Genomic DNA, 17330 nt, shown 5'->3' with positions numbered 1-17330 from the left:
TTGCCCAAAAATAGCTCAAAACCTCTGCCTAGCATTTATGAGTATTTGTACTCATCGCAAAAGTGACACGCTCCCAAACTCGTCCTACTAACCTGCCTCCTACGGCTAATGCTTACAACGGCAAAGATCGGAATGCCTTTTTGTTTGGCTTCAACCCGCAAGCAGAACTTTGGAACGGTCGCTTAGCGATGATCGGTTTCTTAGCTTATTTGCTTTGGGATGCTGCTGGATATAGCGTTCTGCGCGACATTCTCCACTTTCTGCCTACCTACATTGCTCAGTAATGAGTAGGTGTGTTTCCTGTCTGGCAGCGTGAGAAAATGCCACCACTGCCAGACAGGCTAAAAGTTACAAATGGCAGCGAGTATGCTTTTGTCCCTTTGTATCTTTCGTTACTTTTGAATGGCATTAAAAGACTTCTTGCTGTGATTCGATGATTATGGGTGGGGGCGCTGTCGCTGGCGCGGTGAATATTGATACCAACAGATATTTATTGCGTAAAGGCGATCGCCCCTGCTGTATTTTTGGCAAGAAATCTCATCGAGCATTTCTGATAGTTTATGAAAAATAGGAGCATCAACAATGATTAACTCAAATTTAGTGGCAGTAGTAGCATCGACAGTGACTGACACAGCATCAGGAAATTGGCAAAAGCCTCTGGTGATGTTTGTTTGCAATATTTTAGCATTGCTAGTTCTCAGCCGCCGAATTTGGTATCCCCACGTCGGGCCGAAAATGCCTTTGCCGTTCCCGTCTTTGTTCAACAATGTTAGCGTACCGGCATTTCTGGCTTGCATGAGCGCCGGTCATTTGCTGGGAGTATTCGCGATTTTGGGGCTGAGTATCGACAAGGCTATCTAGTAGCAATTGAGCCTCTTTTGTGGCGATTTCTTGCTGCAATTGGTTTGTTAAAAGACGCACAAAAAATGGCTGGGGTAAGTGAAAAGCACTCACCCCTAATTTTAATTTTATATAAAGTGGCGCAGTAATCGGTTTTTTTACCATCCACATTAGATCAGCTTACTATGCTTAAACCCTTCAAATTTGACTGCAAAGCCTTCACCTTGGGGAGCCGCACACATTAACCCAACTTGAACGATTGGTGACTCAGTTAGATAGGCCAGTCGCATCATTGAATAGTCTGACCCATTCAACGAGTATTGCACTTCCACCGTTTCAGCTCGGCGCTTTACCCGCAGCCACAGGGAAACAGGCGGCACTTCAAGCGGCATAACAGACCAATCGGAATAGTCTCGTGTCACAACCGCACTCACGTTTTGCACTCCCTCAACAAACTCAATGCCGCACTTGAGCCAGATATTTTTGCTCTCTCTAACCATCAATCCTGCTTGATCGTAGAGCGATCGATAGCAACCAGTAATTTTGACTTCGGCTGTAAAGTCGCCTGACACTTGACTGTAGTAAAAGTTGCCGTTATGGCGAATGAATCCGTAATGAGTTTGCCGCCAAAAGTCAGTCTTTGCGCCGGCGGTAATGTGGATAACATCGTTATCCTCATGCCATTTTGACATCCTCACGCCCGCTAAAGCGACGGTGATTCCAAACATCACTGTTTGGGCTTCCTCTTTCTGCGACCCGACTTACTTGAAGGAGTTTCCTCACTCAAACAGAGGTCGATGTCTCCAGAGGCATTATAGGTTCCCGTGTGCCCCACGGTACGCAATCCCAGTTCTAATATATTTCGCGCAGCATTCCAATCGCGGTCTAAAACAAATCCACAATGCGGACAAATATGTGTTCTTTGACTTAGCGATTTCTTCACAACCTTTTCGCAATTAGAACAATTTTGGCTAGTGTAGTGCGGTGCGACGGCAACAGTAGCTACTCCCAACACTTTGCCAAAATATTCAATCCAATTCCTAAAAGCTGTCCAAGCGGCATCAGATATATAGCAATCCTAAGTGATTTTCTATATCTGTAAAATCTGAAAGTCTTGCTATACAAGAAGTCTAGGAAGACAAGAGGGCGTTGTGTTGTGAGGCTCAAATCGGATTGCTATAGACTTGGACAGCTTTTTGTTTTTGACCATGTTACGCACCGACAAGTCTTCGTAGGCTACCAAGTCGTTGGACTGGACTACGCACCTTGCTAATTTCACAGCAAAGTCTTTACGCCGCCTACTTACCTTGAGGTGTTTTCTGCTTAATCGATTCCGCGCCTTAGCTCTGTTCTTAGAACCTTTCTGGGTTCTCGAAAGTCTGCGATTAAGCTTTTTGAGTGACCGCTCAGACTTTCTTAAATGACGCGGGTTCTCGACGGTATTACCATCCGAGTCTGTGTAGAAATGGGTCAATCCTACGTCTAAACCAATGGTTCGTCCCGTAGGCTCTCGCTGTTCATTCCGTTCAGCATCAATACAGAATTGCACGTAGTACCCGTCGGCTCGACGCACTACGCGCACTCGTTTGATTTGACTTCGCTGGTAGAAATGCAAGTCGCGAGTTCCCCACAACTTAAAACTTCCTGCTTTGAAGCCGTCGCTAAAGTTTATGCTTCTGAGATCTTCTGAAAGCTTCCATCCACAGGTTTTGTATTCAACAGAATCGCGGGTTTCATGCTTTTTGAAACGTGGAAATCCTTTCTTTCCCGGTTTTGCCTTTTTGCAGTTGTCGTAGAAACGAGCAATTGATGACCAAGCTCTCTCTGCGGAAGCTTGCCTTGCCATTGAGTTGAGCTTGGCAGCCCAAGGGAATTCTTTGGCAAGCACCGCACAGTAGGCACTCAAGTCGTATCGATTCACACCCTTCGTATCTATCCAGTACCTGATGCAGCTATTACGAATAAAGCGAGCAGTACGAATGGCTTCGTCTAGCCTCTGGTACTGCTCGCTCTTTCCTTCTAGCTTGGCTTCAAATACTAACATTTACGTCTTGGAACTGGATATAAAACACTCTATCACAGTTCTGGGGAAATTAAAGCCGTCCTAAAAGGACGGGGCTTTAGACCCCTTTTCTTGGTAAAGGTTCGTTGTACCATTGCATTGTTTCCATCTCCTGCTAACTTCCTCCAATTCCGTGCAGTACCAAATCGGCCAAAAAATGAGATAACATAGCGTATTCTAATCCCCAACGCCAGTAAAGAAAACCAAAAGGAATTCCTAAGAGGGCATTGAGTGTAATGGTGCGAAGAATGACGATCGGGGTTAATGCCCAGACATTCGCAGCCGCAGGCAAATGACCCACACCAAACAATATTGCAGCCGCCACGATCGCCAGCCAAAAAATTAATGTAGAGGGTTGCGGTTTGTCTCGCTCACAAATCTTCCAAAGTAGCCACGCAATCAATGTCATAGCGAACAGTCGCAACAAGAGTTCTTCGGTGATACCTCCGTAGAAGGAAGCTAATATGCGTTTCCAGAGGTCAATTTCGAGCGTTGTTCGAGTTGCCATTGGCGGCATCCAAGGTTGGAAAGCTAAACTCAATCCTATCAGGACGATTCCACCGATGCAGCCTACAATTAGCGCCGTGTTAAGGGCTGATTTAGATATTGGCGCGAAAGGCTGTCGATATACCAAAGCACGAGCTATGGGCGTATCAAGTCCGATCGAGTTACCGAGGCGAAGTCCAATCCAACAAAGGAGAATTAGAAAAATTCCGGTTTGCAGGGCGGAGGCGATCGCCAAAACAGGTAGCGGTGCAGGCAATTGACTAGCTGCCGGATTGAGAGACAGCGCATAAGGGAACACCGCCAAGCTTCCCAAACTACCCAGAAACGCCCAGAACAATGCCAATCGGAAGTAATGATTTTTTGCAGTGTTAGCAGACATAATTTTTGAGAAAAAAACGAATCAATTACACTAAATCAGTCTTGAATATTTGAAACATTAAAGCTCGATCGCATTTATGAAAATTGTCTCAGGCGGAATATAGCCTCGGCTAAAGTGCTACAAAAGCTGGGAATGACGCAGGAAGGTAGCCAAAAACAGCGTATTTTTTCACCGAGGGCAGTTTTAAGAGCTCGAACTTTACAGTTTACTCAAGAAGCACAAGTGTTGAATTTTGTTACCAAACTTTACTTCATTGCCGATATTCCTCCTACACCCCCTAAATTTATCCGGTAAAAATCAGTTTCTCTTTCCCAGTTTGAGGATAGTGCTTATCTTGTAGATTTTTCGGTGGGCGATCTATTATTTATTATTTTAGCATTTCATATTTACCAAAGTTGCTGTGCCAAGCTTCAAGACGCTTGGCTTCTGCTGCTTGATGAAGCAAATCAGTTTCAATTTCTTGGGTGTTGGCATAATAGTAGGTGAGTGCGGCGTAGACTTGGGCGAGGGTGAGATGTCCGATGCGATCGCAAATCTCTTCAGCATTCTATCCTCGCTTGTATCAGGTTACGATGCGGCGAACGGTAACGCCTTTACCGACGATGTGGGGAAATCCACCATGCAGTTGGGGAGTGCGTGTAATGAGCGTACCAATGTCAAGAGATATTGCTGCGGTCATAAATTTTATAATTTTAACTATACCTATAATAGATGAAAACCCTATAGAGGCGTTAGAATTAAAAATGCAAAATCCAAAATGGAACCTACAGAGGAATCAGGAGTATGAGGATATATGCAAATTGTTTGGACAAAACACGCCCAGGAGCGTCAGCAACAATGGGAGGAGCGATTGAGAATTACCAGGGAAGAGGTTGAAGCGGCTGTCACCAATCCTCAACAGATTATCGTGGAAGAGGATGTTTTGGTGGCTCAAATTAAACGAGGCAATGGTCTTCTGAGAGTACCCTTTGTTGAAATTGGCAAAACCAGGCGAATTTTAACCCTGTACTGGACAAATCAAGTCAAGCGATATTGGCAGGAGAATCCCAATGAAAGTTAAATACGATGCAGAAGCAGACATTCTGATTTTTATTTTTCGTGATGCGTTTCCAGCTAATGCTATCTCTGAACCGGGAGGCGTGATTGTCAGTTATGACGAAAGTGACGAACCAGTTAGCATCGAATTTCTCAATGCCTCCAAACGTAAACTGTTTAATGCTCAAGAACTCATACTAACGATCGCAACATAGTTGATGCGCTTTATCGAGGTGGGATCGCAGAATTATATCGCGGTGTGAATTTCGAGCAATAAATGAGGTAAGCTAGAGACAAAGGTTTCAAACAATGCCAGCATCCGTTGCTTATCTGTTTGACAGAATCACGGTGAACCCAAGACAATGTGGCGATCGTCCCTGCATCCTGGGAATGCGGATTCGAGTCATCGATATCCTAGAGTTGCTAGCTGCTGGTTTGAGTTTTGAGCAAATTCTAGAAGAATTGCCAGACTTGGAAGTTGACGATCTCAAAGCTGGGCTTCTCTCTGCAGTCTGCAAACTCGACCATCCCGTTTTAGCCGCATGACTATTTGGTTGAATGCTCATCTATCGCCAGCCATTGCTGTCTGGATTACTGCTACTTTTGGTGAAATACATTAGCGATCGGCGGTATTTTTCTATTATATTGGGTATTGTACCGCAACTGCGATACAATTATAAGTTATACTGCTCAATCCATTGGTGAGGAAGTATCTGAAGGCTTACCTGTCAGTTGGATTCAAATGAGCATTTTTCAAGCCAGTTTTCAAATCTGAAACTAGCGTGTGTAAGACTGAACCGGGAAAATTTGCTTCTGACTGGAAAACAATACCAACTGGTAATTTCATATCTAGTCCTGAAATACTGCGAGCGATCGTATTTGGCGGAGGGAAAGCGATCGCAGCGGCAGGGATGACACCAATTCCTAATCCATATCGCACCATTTGCTTGAGCGCTTCCAGACTCATAACCTCAATACCTGAGAAGGGATTAACGCCTTCAGAAAGTAATGCCTTCTCAAGAATGTTGCGATATGGACAATGCTCCTCAGTCAAGATCAGACGCTCTTTGCCTAATGAGGATACCGAAATTTCATCTAATGTAGCGAGTGGGTGGGTGTCTGGAATCAGCAGTGCGATCGAATCGTGAAATAGCAACTCAAAGGTTAATTCTAGATTTGCGCTGGGTGGTGAGCAAATCGCTAAATCAATCAATCCAGCAGCGACGCGCTGACTAATCAATTGAGTCACACCCACTTCGAGCGTCAGCCTCACTTTAGGATGCTTATGGCAAAACTGCACCAAGATGACAGGCAGATAAATACTGGCAACGGGTTCTATCGAAGCAATTCGTAAATGTCCAGCTTCGCCAGCAACCAGATCGGTCATAGTTTGCTGTAAGTTGGCTGCACGATGTAGCAACTGATCGGCATGATCTATAAGGGTTCTGCCAGCAACAGTTAGTTCTGTACGTTTACCGCGACGAGAGAAAAGTTTTACTCCTAGCTCTGCTTCTAGCTGCTGAATATGTAGTGTAATCGTGGATTGTGCGTACTGAAGTTTCTCAGCCGCTTTCAGAAAGCTGCCTTCATGCGCGATAGATTGAAAGGTTTGCAGATGGCGAAATTCCATATATCAGTAAAAATGAATTGAAACTTCGATAAGTTCATTTTGACAAATAGATTCTAGCAGTTTAAGCTTCAGTTATGCACTAAAGGAGAATATCTCAATGAGCACAATCGTATGGTCGAACGGACAAGATAGCCCTGTTCAAGCAATTTTCAGTGGGATTAGTGCGCGTCAGTTATGGCAAGGTGAGAATGGCGCACAGGCAGTTATGGTTAAAATTGAACCTGGTGCTCAGTGGGAAGGCGTTGACTTCCATCAAGATAATTCAGAAGAAGTTTTGGTGATGAGTGGCGTTTTTAATGATGGTACTCGTGATTATCCAGCAGGAACATTTATTCATCATCCAATCGGTTCCAGTCACATTCCCCAATCGAACATAGGTTGTACACTATTTATCTTTTACCCTGAAAAGCATTCGTAGCGGAGGCGCGCCGTATAACAATGCCCATGTACACCGACCGCCGAGAATTGATCGGTTATTTACAGCGGTTACTAGCGGCGGGTGATGGGCAACGTTAGACCGCTAAATCTGAGTTGGGTAGTGACTTGAATGTATCTATCAAATTCCAACTCAAAGGTGAATGCCATGCAAGCCAAACTTCAAGAACAACTTTCTCCTGCTGATGCCGAAGTTATTTTGAGACGCTTGCCAGAACGCATTCAAGCGGCTCCGATCGCGCGTGCTGCGGAAATTGAATATCCGATCGCCATTTCGATCGCCATTTCGATCGCCAGTTTTCTCGACACAGAAGCATTAGGTTTCGTAGATTGCAAACCAGGACGCAGGCAGTAAAACCGAGAAGAGGTGTCAAAGTTTACGGTATACTTCGTTAACGCACCCTACAAGAGCAGCGATCTATCTCTCTACCTCACGTTAAGCTAGAAACAGACAACAGAGAGCCAACCTACGCAAAAGGTTAATATCAATGGTTGCGATCGCCCAAAAAACCCTTTCCTTCGAGGAATTTCTCAACTGGGATGACGACTCCGGTAGGTCATTCGAGCTAGTCAATGGAGTTGCCATGCCCTTGAGTGAACCCACAGCCAAACATGAGGATGTCGTCGATGGTTTATGTCGTCTCTTGGTAGATCATTGCCAATCCTTGAACCTTCCCTACGTTCCTCGACAAAGTAAACAAGTCAGATTGAACGCTGCCCCGGGCGAAAGTGAATCGAGTCGTAAAGCCGACATTGTGGTGTTTGCCAAGGAAGAATGGGTCAGAATGCGTCAAAGTTCTGCCTCTGCTGCTGCCTATATTCCACCTCCCTTGGTGATAGAAGTTGTCAGTACGAATTGGCGGGATGATTACCGCATCAAATTGAATGAGTATGAAACTTTAGGAATCCTGGAGTATTGGATCGTTGATTATGCAGGGTTGGGAGGCGTTCAGTATATCGGTTCTCCAAAACAGTCTACAGTGACCATCAACCGCTTAATCGATGGTGAATATCAGGCACAGCGATATCAAGGAGAAACCATTATTGTTTCTCCAACTTTTCCTCAGTTGGTATTAACCACCGCTCAAATCGTTGCGATGACACAAGCTTAGTGTTTGCAAATTATTAGATTTGCAATGGTTAGTTGACGAACTGTACGAGCAATTGGGATACAATTATTTGAGCGATTACGATAGCAATCCACCGTCCCCTTGGTTAAAGTCAGAGATAACGGAGGTTTTGTCAATTGATGGGCGGTCGCTATTATTTTAACTTGACTGAGATTTTAAGAAACCGGGTTTTTGACCAAATCTGCCGGCGGCAACGAAATATCTTCCTCAAAAACCCGGTTTCTAAACGCCAAAATTAATTCGACTGAATTTGCGAATTCAAAACCTTAGAAATTCGATCGCGCGTTTCCTCCAAATGAGCCCGCGTATAAGCATCAGCATTCCGATCCAAATTCCGAATACTCTTGCTCAAACCCTCTCGCAACTGCCGCAACTCGTACCAAGCCAAACTCCGCGCATCCTCTGGAACACTCGTTTTTCGCAGCACCATTCCGATCAAAATTGCTAAATGTTCCCGCTGCAAAGAACGCCGAAAAGTTGGAATTTGCATCTTCTTTTCCGGCTGCAAAACCTCTTGCCAGATATCCTTTTGCACAGTATTCAACACTTCCGGCAACCTCAAAGCAGTTTCCGGCGCTGATTTTAACTCGGCATCCCGCAGTCTCGCCAAGCGCATCGGAGATAGCAAAACCCGCAATACAAACCGCTGCAAAAAAGTAATTCGATCGCCGATCGGGTAATCTAGAGGAAACACCAAAGCCGGACTTCCCCAGTGTTCCCAGCGCGACGGCGCCAATTTGTTGAGCAATTCCGGCGCAAAACTAAACGCATCCGGTGCAAAAACGTACTTTTCAAGGGTTGCTAAAGCTTCTCGCTGCTGAGAAAGTTCGATCGGCACAAACGGCAACTTCGCATTAGTATCTCCCGGGCGAATCCGGTTAAACGACTGTCCCCCGACGTACAAAGTAGCATTCATCACCTGGTTGAGATAATACCCGAACACCGAATCAAACATCACCCGCAGTTCGTTATAACCATCTCCCCCAACCGGAATTCGCTTTTCCAAACGCTTCCACATCGCCCTAGCATTATCCAATTGCCATTGCGAATACCTCAGCATGTTGGCGCTGAGATCGAAAGTATTCGCAGCCGGATCGAGAATATCCACAGAATCCTCATCCGGCGCGTAAGCTAATTGCTGTTGGGCACCGCGACTGGCAATTTGTTGCAGCGCTGGTAAGTCGCTGTTCGGGTTTGCGCCACCAATCACCTTGTAACCATACTCGATCGCCCAATCGTCATAAGGCCCTACAATCGTCGGATAATAGTCGCCCTGCACAGTTCCCTGCGGTGCCAAATTAATCGGCACATAATCCATAACCGACGCTACCAAACCTTGGGTGCGAGTTACCTGAGTATTGTTCAACTCTTCAGGTGGCAGCATTGTACTCCCGTGAAAATTGTGCCTCAAACCGAGAGTGTGACCGACTTCGTGGGCTGTCAAATATCGGATATATTCATTAACATAATTGTCAATCGTCCCACTGCTAGGCGCTGCCTTTTCCAAGAGCTCCATCGACATTGCCCCCATCGCAAACTGGTGGCTCGATTCCAACCCAAAACACATATCCGAACTCGACATCAACCGCGATAAAGGATCTCGCTTTTGCTCTTGATATCTTTCTACCAAAGTCGGCAAATCATCAGCCATTCCACCTTGAGCATTTTCCCCGCTGCTTTTTCCTAAATCCCCATTTTCTAGCACATTCAAATAGCGAGAATACATCCCAAACTGACAGGGATTAGTATTAGAACCGTTTCGCCCTTGAAAACTCTTAGATAGCGATCGATTTTGTTCCACCAAAGACCGATAGCCCTGTTTGATTTCCCGGACAACATTAGCATCCAACAGAATGTCAGCATCCAAAATTTCCCCCGTCAGCGGGTTAGTGCGAGATGGCCCGATGCCGGCAAACTGAGGCTCAAAAGAACTCGACCAGCGGATAGTATTGTAGCGAACGTCAGCCGGGTCCCATTTAGCATTGTCTGGCATTTGTTTGACCTGAATTGCCTCAGTAAAACCTGCCTTTTCAAAAGCTTTGTTCCACTCCAAAACGCCCTCGCGGATTGCGTTTCGGTATTCGGGAGGCACATTATTTTCAATCCAAAAGACGATCGGCTGTACCGGAGGCGACATTGGCACTGTCGGGATTTGCTTTTGCAAATGCCAGCGATTTATATAGCGCACAAAAGGCTCCCGGCTGCTCTTGTCAGAAAAGTCCTTATATGCTGTGAGAAAATAGCCTACTCGCTCGTCCGCCAGTCTGGGGCGGTAGCCGTTATTTAGCGGCACTTCCGAGAAACTGTAGTGAATGCGGAGGTTAAAAGCCCGACTGTCAGGAACCGAAGGTAAATAGTTAACCGCGCTGTCGTTATCGCTAGAAAAACCATAGACAGAAGCAATCTCCACATTCAGTGGAAACGCTTTAACATCTTTAAAAGAAGACGTGTCTGCATCGATCGAGTAAGAAGCGCCCAAAAGCATCGGCAAAATCGCTTTTACCCCTGGTAAATCGCGTTTTTCGCTCATCAGCAAATCGCCTAAATCGATCAGCAGAGTTTGTCTTTGCGGATGAATGCTTTTGAGTGGCAAAGAATAGAGAATAGACTCGCTAAATCCCCGTGCTACCGAACCGGCTTGCGGGTCGCCCGGACTGGTGCGAAAATTTATATTTGGTATCACAAACTGCACGTTATTTTGGACGCGGCGCAGTTGAAACAAGAAATCGCCGATCGGCAATCCGCTCAAAATGCCCGCTTCCCCCAAACCCGATGCCAATGTCACAAAGCACAGGAACTTTTTGTTGAGTTGTTCCGGTGTAATTTCCAGATATACTTTATCAGTTGCTTGATTACGGTAAAGAGTAAATAATCCCTCTAACTTTTTCGCATCTTTGACAACCTCTTCAAAGGGTGCCAGAGTTTGCTGTTCGCTACTTTGTTCGTTGCTGGGCGGCCCAGAGGATAAAGCTAATGGTAAAAAGAAACCTTTATACAAACTGAAACAGAAAAATGCTAAAGATAATATAAAAAATATCAAAGGCCAATTTTTTCTGGGACTTTTGATCTGTTGATTTTTGCTATTTTCAGGAAATATCAATTTTTTCATTTTCAGTATCCAGCCGCAGGAAAGAATAGTTTTGAGAGCGTCGCCGAGCACTCGCAACGCTGGGTTCATTTAACTTCTAAAATAACTCACAACTCAAAAGTCAAAACTATTGTTTAGCAGGCCAAGGAATCATGGGATCTTGAGCCAACCGCTTAGAAACTGCCACAGCACCGTAACGGTTGAGGTGGCTGGGGTCGGAAAAAGATTCCCGCGCCTGGGGCCACAATAAACTCTTATCTAGGAAAATTAGTCCGCTTTGAGCTGCTAATTCTTGCATATATTGCCGGAATTCTTGTTCGTAACCTGTCCGCACCGGGTCTAAATAATCTTCAGTCAGAGGCATATTAACAAACACCAGATTAATGTTGCGAACTTTGGTAAATTCGATCAGATTTTTGAGTGCTAGAGCTTGTTCGCCTACCAATTTAAAATTTTGATAGTCGGAGTCGTAATAACCAGATACTTTCGGGTGCTTCTGAAAGTAAGTCTCGGAATTGAAGCGTATATTGATCGGCAAAAAGCCATTTGGTTGATACTCGCTGACTGGTTTACTCGCAGCGGTTGGCTGAACGTTTTCAGTTGTTTGTTCACCCAAGGCTGCGGTTTGGGGGCTGTCGGTTGCAACAGGGGCTGATGAGGGATTGGCGATCGATCGCAAAAACCCTTTAAGTCGATCGCGCTTTTTGTAAGTTGCAGAACCCTCCACCAACTTTTGACTCACCACTTGCTGAACATTAGCTTGAGCTTGTCCCAAATTGTTCACCAATTCAGTCGCAGTCGCCACCGGATTGTTGGCGCTTTCTTTCGATGTTTCGGATTCTAATTGATTGGTGGGGATCAGAAAACTACCCCTGCTCAATTGCCTGTAACCTTCCGAAGAAGCGATCGCACTAAAAGTCAAATCCGGCCGCCCGCTGTTGAGAGCCCTCGCCCCGTCAGCCAACACCAGCAATTTCGGCAGTTGTTGCGGCGGTAAAATCCGGCGGATGATCGAATCTACAACTTGGAGAGTAGCTCCATTAACCCCAAAATTATAAGCCCTCAGCCCCGGATACCCCGAAGCTGCCAAAGCGGTTTCCAAAACCGCCGGGTCGATGCCCCGCAGCGCCCTCGAACTACCGACAATTAAAATATCCGGCGGTTTTTTGTGCAGATGGATGTACGCTTGATAGCGGGCTATCTGGTCGTCAAGCTGCTCGCTCCTCAAAGTTGGGAACACCGGAGGAGCAGAAACATCAGCTACAGGAACGCTAGTATTTCCCGGTTTCGTAAACCCAGAGCCATTGAAAGCCTCTTGCTGGTTGGCTTCTGGCGACGGCTGCAACGGAATTTGAGGCAAATTCACCTCCCCAGAAGGGGGAACTGGGTTCGCGGTTTCCTTCGGCAGTCTGGCTGTAACGTCGCCCACAGCCTTGGGGGATGAATTTTGACAATTTGGCCCCCTGCAAACTTCGGAGGCGTTAGGAGCTTGATTGACCGTCGCAGATTGCAGAAATTGACCGAGGAGCCAATCGGTATTGAAAGTCAGCAGACAGCCGGCGATCGCCCAAATCAAAGCCATTCGCGCCGCGCGATCGGCTCTCACGCCCCCCGGCGCAGCAGCATTTGTTGACAAACCATCGTTGGGAACAAAAAAACCCGAAGCGACAAGCGGTTGCACCGCAGCTTGAACTAACTGCTCGCCCAGATTGTATCCGGGGAGTCTGATTTTGAAGCGGGGCCGCCAGGAATTGGGCACCGGAGCATCGAACACCAAATTGTCGCCCAAACCCGAAAAACTCCCATCCTCCGCCGGCGCAAACTCCGGCACCGGTTCCTTTTCCAAGACAGCCCCTTGGGAGGGAGCCGGTGCGGGTGCCGTCGCTGATTCTTCGTCAACCGCCGTTCTGAGGTCGATTGCGTAGCGCCACAGGGGCAGTTTCTGGCCTGCGCGCCGTCCGTAGACTCGCACCCCTGCCACTCCCGGAATTTGTAACTGTCGCAAGAATTTAGCCACCGGCGGGCCTATCTTCGACTGAGAAGGGCAAGTCAGAGATTCTGTCATGACGTGCAGCACGTCGGCTTTTTGCAGCACGACAGCCCGAATCCCTCCTGTTTCCAGCTTGCGCCTGAGATTGGGGTTGAGCAACCTGTTCAATAAAAAAGTCAAAGCCAATTGGTCGCCCTCGATCGCCAGCGTTCTAGCGTTTGCAGCCAAGTCGGGGTGGTGGGCTGCAGGCAAGTCCACCCAGTCTATCCACACCGGCGACTCCGGCGCCGCCTGAGAGTCCTTGGCTGGTTCTACGCCGTAGATAGTAGCTGCGCGGATGCCTTGGGGCGCGAAGGAGGCTAACAAAGGGGCGATCGCGTCGGTGGTTTGCTGCTTGTCGGGGTATTCTTGCCGTTTAGGCTTTTGTCCTTTTTTGGCAGTTTTGCTGCAAAACAGGTGGAGGGTTGCTTCTTTGAGGGTAGCCCGCACTTCGACTCTCGATGCCGCCAAGTGTTGATTTAGCAGTTTGGCGATCGACTGTACGTCTCCCCACCTGGCCCATTCCTTGAGAATTTTGTCGGGCGAAGTCAAATCCACCCGCAGCAGCCAGTCCGGTTTCGCTTCGCCGCTGACTTGGCTGGCGATCACGGCTTCCCGGAAATCCTCTAGTTGCAGTTTCCGCAGCCTGCCGGCGATGGGTTCTGCCAGCAAGGAGGGGTCGGGGCTGTAAGCTGACTCGCACAGCACCAGCAGTCGGCGTTCTTTGGGCTTGATATTTTCCGGCCCATTCACCGGCAGGGTTTCTCGGTTGCTTTTGAGTTCTTTTTCGCGAATGCTGACTTTCACCGAAACTCCCATCGGCCCGAGGATTTCGCTGAGATAGCTGGCGATCGCATCTGGATAGCCCCGGCGCGCCAACGTTTCCGGCGAAACCGTTAATGTTCCATCGCGAGCGCCCTCGCCTGAGTCAGCTTCGGGGGATTGAATCAAAGCCACCGCGCCACGGTTCGCTTTCTGCTGCGGGGGAACGGCGGAAGAATTAAAAGCTTCCCGCGTCGCAGCAGCCGAAGTGTCGATCGTCACGGGGGAAGTTTCAAAAGCTTCTGGGTATTGAATGCGGGAGGCAATCGGCAGACTTTCGGCGTCAAAATCCAGTTCTTCCCGTACTTGTGGCGGGTGGGCTGCTGTTTCTACCGGTTTTGGTGTCTGTTTGAGTTTCTGGTTGTCATTCTTAAATTTGCCGAAAAATCCGCCTCTTTTACGGCTTCCGGGCGGTTCGTCGGGGGGACTCGCTGGCGGCACTTCGGCAACTTTTGGTTCCGGTTGCTGTGGCTGTTGCTGTCGCTTGGGACTGCTGCAATCGAGCCGGACTGTCCAGTCATTTTGTCGGGAACCGATTTTGCGGCCGCACAGAAACAACTGGTAAATTTTAGGTCGATCGGGCAGCAGTCGCGTTAAATCAGTGTGTTCGAGGGCGTTGGTGAATCTCGCCGTCACCAATTCTTGAGACGGACACTGCGCTGCTTCGCACAAAATGTGCAGGTGATTTCCACGCAAACGCGCTTGTACTTGGACTTCGGGAAGCCCTAAAGCTTCCCCGGCCCACTGCGACGCGCTCGATCGATTGTCTGCCAATATGCTCCCGTTCGCATTCAACATGGGACTTTAAATTTCGTCAAGGCTGCTTTCGTCTTCTACAGATAGCACATTTCGTCCGTATTTTGGCATATATTAGGCTTCACTTAGGCGAAGTCATCAGTCATTGGTCGTTAGTAATTATTAGGAATCGCACCACACTACATATAGTGCGTCCAGGACTGTACAACCTAGTTTCCAAAGCCTTTACTGTTGTTGCGATCGGTTTTTTCGTATTTTTGCTAACAAATTAAGTAACTTTTTATACGACGCACGAAAAAAATAGTTTGGCGATCGCCAATCCAAAGTTGTCAAAAGCCCACAATTCGTAGCGTGACACTTCAGGGTACGGAAGTAAGTTAAAGCTTCCATAAAATTTACTTCAAGATGGTGAAAACCGCTTGCGATCGATAAAAGTTACTGATATTCTCAAATGTATCGGTAGCAATAAAAAAATCAACTTATTGCGATCGCATCAAAATTTTTTCAGTCGCATTGGCAGGTTTCCACCTGTCGATATCGCAGCTTGCGTCCTCAATAAAAAAAACAAAATCCCAGCATCGTCTGGACTCGCTTTGCTTGCGAAATTTTCAAGATTAACATCCTCAGATTCTGCATAATTTTAGTCACTTTCATCATCAAGAAACATAACTTTAAATCATGTCACCAATCGAAGCATCTACCCCAAAACTAACTGCCAATATTTCCCTCATTCCCGACATTCCAGAAGAATTGCAACTAGAAAATTCTACCAATAATTACTCTCTTCCCCCGAAAACTCTCCTAACAGTTAACGAAACATCCTCCACAAACCCCAGCGTTGAACTATTACAATCAAACAACCAAATCCTCGATAAAAGCCCAGAAATATCTCCCCAACAAGCAGAGATAGACGCCTTCATCCTCAACCAAGATTCAACACCAACAACCAACAGCATTCCTGAAAAAACGCAAACATCTACAACTCAAACCGACGAAATCACAGGCGATACAGCCAAACCAGCAACTCAAAATAACATTTCTTTCGACTCCGGCATTTTCCAAGCAGACGAAACAGGTAAAATTGTGTTCGATTACCTATCAGACGGAGGCTGGTATCAAGGAGAACTAGCAATTATCAGCCTCACAGGAATGCAAGAATTTGTTCCCGATTCCGAAGCATTTATCAAAGAAGCAGCCAGACGCGCTTTAAGCAACTCCTCACTCGGTTATATCGCCATTTCTGACAGTACAGAAGCAGCGAAATTCTCTAGCTTCGAGGGAGAAAACAACTTCAATATCGGGGAATACCGAGGAATCAAAACCTTTGCAATGACACCAGGAGATGAAATTGGTATCATCGTAGTTCCCAACGGCACAATACAAGAAGCGTACAATAATCCAGCGATTGGCGGCGACAAAAAGCCCTTATTCTCAATGGCGACAGCTAATTCCAGCGATGCTTTTCAACCAGGACAAATTGCCGGTGTTGTGAATGGTGGCAGTATATTTGTCATGGAAGATATGGGAATAGGCGAAGGGAGCGATGCTGATTACAATGATATCATATTTTCGCTCAAAGGTGCAACCCCTAAAGTCATTTCAATGGATGATGTAATTGCCAAAAACTCCGATTGGCGTACATCAGAAAAAGGCAAAGAATTGATAGCTGGCGCTGCGCCAAAAACTGAGACTAAATTAGAAGACAAAAAAGCAGATACTACTTCTGCAACAAATCCTGTTGAAACAAAACCAGAAAATTCTCCAGCGACAGAAACTGAAAATCCGACAATTTCCGAAAATCCCAATTCTGATCCAAATTCTGCTGAGATAAAAACGGAAAATTCCTCTGCGACAGAAACTGAAAATCCGACAATTTCCGAAAATCCCAATTCCGATCCAAATTCTGCTGAGACAAAAACAGATTCTCCCGCAGTAGAAACCAAAAATCCGACTGTTTCCGAAAATCCCAATTCCGATCCAAATTCTGCTGAGATAAAAACGGAAAACTCCTCTGCGACAGAAACTGAAAATCCGACTGTTTCCGAAAATCCCAATTCCGATCCGAATTCTGCTGATCCAAAAACAGATTCTCCCGCAGTAGAAACTGAAAATCCGACTGTTTCCGAAAATCCCAATTCCGATCCGAATCCTGTTGAGATAAAAACGGAAAACTCCTCTGCGACAGAAACTGAAAACCCGACAATTTCCGAAAATCCCAATTCTGATCCAAATCCTGCTGATCCAAAAACAGATTCTCCCGCAGTAGAAACCAAAAATCCGACTGTTTCTGAAATTCCCAATTCTGAGCCAAATTCTGCTGAGACAAAAACAGATTCTCCCGCAGTAGAAACCAAAAATCCGACTGTTTCCGAAAATCCCAATTCTGAGCCAAATCCTGCTGATCCAAAAACAGATTCTCCCACAGTAGAAACTGAAAATCCGACAATTTCCGAAAATCCCAATTCCGATCCGAATTCTGCTGAGATAAAAACGGAAAATTCCTCTGCCACAGAAACTGAAAATCCGACTGTTTCTGAAATTCCCAATTCTGAGCCAAATCCTGCTGATCCAAAAACAGATTCTCCCACAGTAGAAACTGAAAATCCGACAATTTCCG

At 46.5% G+C, this 17330-nt stretch carries 15 protein-coding genes and 2 pseudogenes; 10 read left to right on the top strand and 7 right to left on the bottom strand.

The window, feature by feature from the left end:
- Positions 1-62: 62 nt before the first annotated feature.
- Both QUB44_RS27380 and psaK read left to right on the top strand, forming a co-directional pair.
- Positions 63-284 (top strand): chlorophyll a/b-binding protein, encoded by a 222-nt coding sequence (locus QUB44_RS27380; protein ID WP_333372453.1) that lies wholly within the window; start codon positions 63-65, stop codon positions 282-284.
- A gap of 298 nt (positions 285-582) precedes the next feature.
- A complete protein-coding gene (gene psaK, locus QUB44_RS27375; RefSeq protein WP_333372452.1) occupies positions 583-861 on the top strand; it encodes a photosystem I reaction center subunit PsaK in 279 nt (92 codons plus the stop codon).
- A gap of 149 nt (positions 862-1010) precedes the next feature.
- Here psaK and QUB44_RS27370 read toward each other — a convergent pair whose 3' ends face one another.
- The 4 genes and pseudogenes from QUB44_RS27370 to QUB44_RS27355 form a co-directional block, all read right to left on the bottom strand.
- Complete coding sequence (locus QUB44_RS27370; RefSeq protein WP_333372454.1) at positions 1011-1568, bottom strand: DUF1349 domain-containing protein; 558 nt, start codon at positions 1566-1568, stop codon at positions 1011-1013.
- Positions 1568-1906: pseudogene (locus QUB44_RS27365) on the bottom strand (RNA-guided endonuclease InsQ/TnpB family protein); the annotation flags it as partial. The gene QUB44_RS27370 and the pseudogene QUB44_RS27365, both read right to left, overlap by 1 nt.
- Before the next feature lie 111 nt (positions 1907-2017).
- Positions 2018-2884: pseudogene (locus QUB44_RS27360) on the bottom strand (RNA-guided endonuclease InsQ/TnpB family protein); the annotation flags it as partial.
- A gap of 133 nt (positions 2885-3017) precedes the next feature.
- Positions 3018-3788: a CPBP family intramembrane glutamic endopeptidase gene (locus QUB44_RS27355; protein ID WP_333372451.1), complete on the bottom strand. Its 771-nt coding sequence runs from the start codon at positions 3786-3788 to the stop codon at positions 3018-3020.
- Between the two features lie 436 nt (positions 3789-4224).
- Here QUB44_RS27355 and QUB44_RS27350 point away from each other — a divergent pair, with 436 nt between their 5' ends.
- The 4 genes from QUB44_RS27350 to QUB44_RS27335 all read left to right on the top strand — a co-directional run bounded on the left by QUB44_RS27350 (position 4225) and on the right by QUB44_RS27335 (position 5369).
- Positions 4225-4503, top strand: coding sequence for a hypothetical protein (locus QUB44_RS27350; protein WP_333372450.1), 279 nt, complete (start codon positions 4225-4227; stop codon positions 4501-4503).
- 78 nt (positions 4504-4581) lie between these two features.
- Positions 4582-4848, top strand: coding sequence for a DUF4258 domain-containing protein (locus QUB44_RS27345; RefSeq protein WP_333106136.1), 267 nt, complete (start codon positions 4582-4584; stop codon positions 4846-4848).
- Entirely contained in the window at positions 4838-5038 is a 201-nt protein-coding gene (locus QUB44_RS27340; protein ID WP_333215034.1) for a DUF2283 domain-containing protein, read from the top strand. The genes QUB44_RS27345 and QUB44_RS27340 overlap by 11 nt, the downstream gene beginning before the upstream one ends.
- Before the next feature lie 94 nt (positions 5039-5132).
- The gene (locus tag QUB44_RS27335; protein ID WP_333372449.1) at positions 5133-5369 is read left to right on the top strand and encodes a DUF433 domain-containing protein; all 237 of its coding nucleotides are present in this window, start codon (positions 5133-5135) and stop codon (positions 5367-5369) included.
- Between the two features lie 175 nt (positions 5370-5544).
- Here the strand turns inward: QUB44_RS27335 and QUB44_RS27330 are convergent, their stop codons facing one another.
- On the bottom strand, positions 5545-6453 hold the full coding sequence (locus QUB44_RS27330) for a LysR family transcriptional regulator (protein ID WP_333372448.1): 909 nt from the start codon (positions 6451-6453) through the stop codon (positions 5545-5547).
- A gap of 97 nt (positions 6454-6550) precedes the next feature.
- Here QUB44_RS27330 and QUB44_RS27325 point away from each other — a divergent pair, with 97 nt between their 5' ends.
- The 3 genes from QUB44_RS27325 to QUB44_RS27315 all read left to right on the top strand — a co-directional run bounded on the left by QUB44_RS27325 (position 6551) and on the right by QUB44_RS27315 (position 8000).
- Complete coding sequence (locus QUB44_RS27325; RefSeq protein WP_333372447.1) at positions 6551-6871, top strand: cupin domain-containing protein; 321 nt, start codon at positions 6551-6553, stop codon at positions 6869-6871.
- Between the two features lie 129 nt (positions 6872-7000).
- The gene (locus QUB44_RS27320; RefSeq protein WP_333372446.1) at positions 7001-7243 is read left to right on the top strand and encodes a hypothetical protein; all 243 of its coding nucleotides are present in this window, start codon (positions 7001-7003) and stop codon (positions 7241-7243) included.
- A 133-nt stretch (positions 7244-7376) separates the two neighbouring features.
- A complete protein-coding gene (locus tag QUB44_RS27315) occupies positions 7377-8000 on the top strand; it encodes a Uma2 family endonuclease (protein ID WP_333372445.1) in 624 nt (207 codons plus the stop codon).
- A 253-nt stretch (positions 8001-8253) separates the two neighbouring features.
- On the opposite strand, the gene QUB44_RS27310 is transcribed toward QUB44_RS27315, so the two are convergent.
- A complete protein-coding gene (locus QUB44_RS27310; RefSeq protein WP_445299931.1) occupies positions 8254-11127 on the bottom strand; it encodes a zinc-dependent metalloprotease in 2874 nt (957 codons plus the stop codon).
- Between the two features lie 106 nt (positions 11128-11233).
- Complete coding sequence (locus tag QUB44_RS27305) at positions 11234-14755, bottom strand: hypothetical protein (RefSeq protein ID WP_333372443.1); 3522 nt, start codon at positions 14753-14755, stop codon at positions 11234-11236.
- A 636-nt stretch (positions 14756-15391) separates the two neighbouring features.
- Between QUB44_RS27305 and QUB44_RS27300 the strand changes: the two genes are divergently transcribed.
- Positions 15392-17330: DUF4114 domain-containing protein (locus QUB44_RS27300; protein WP_333372442.1), on the top strand; the 1939-nt coding region annotated here is incomplete at its 3' end.

This window comes from Microcoleus sp. AT3-D2, from assembly GCF_036705715.1.
GTDB lineage: Bacteria > Cyanobacteriota > Cyanobacteriia > Cyanobacteriales > Microcoleaceae > Microcoleus.
Note: the sequence above shows the minus strand (reverse complement) of the source record. Positions and strands in the feature narration are given on the sequence as shown.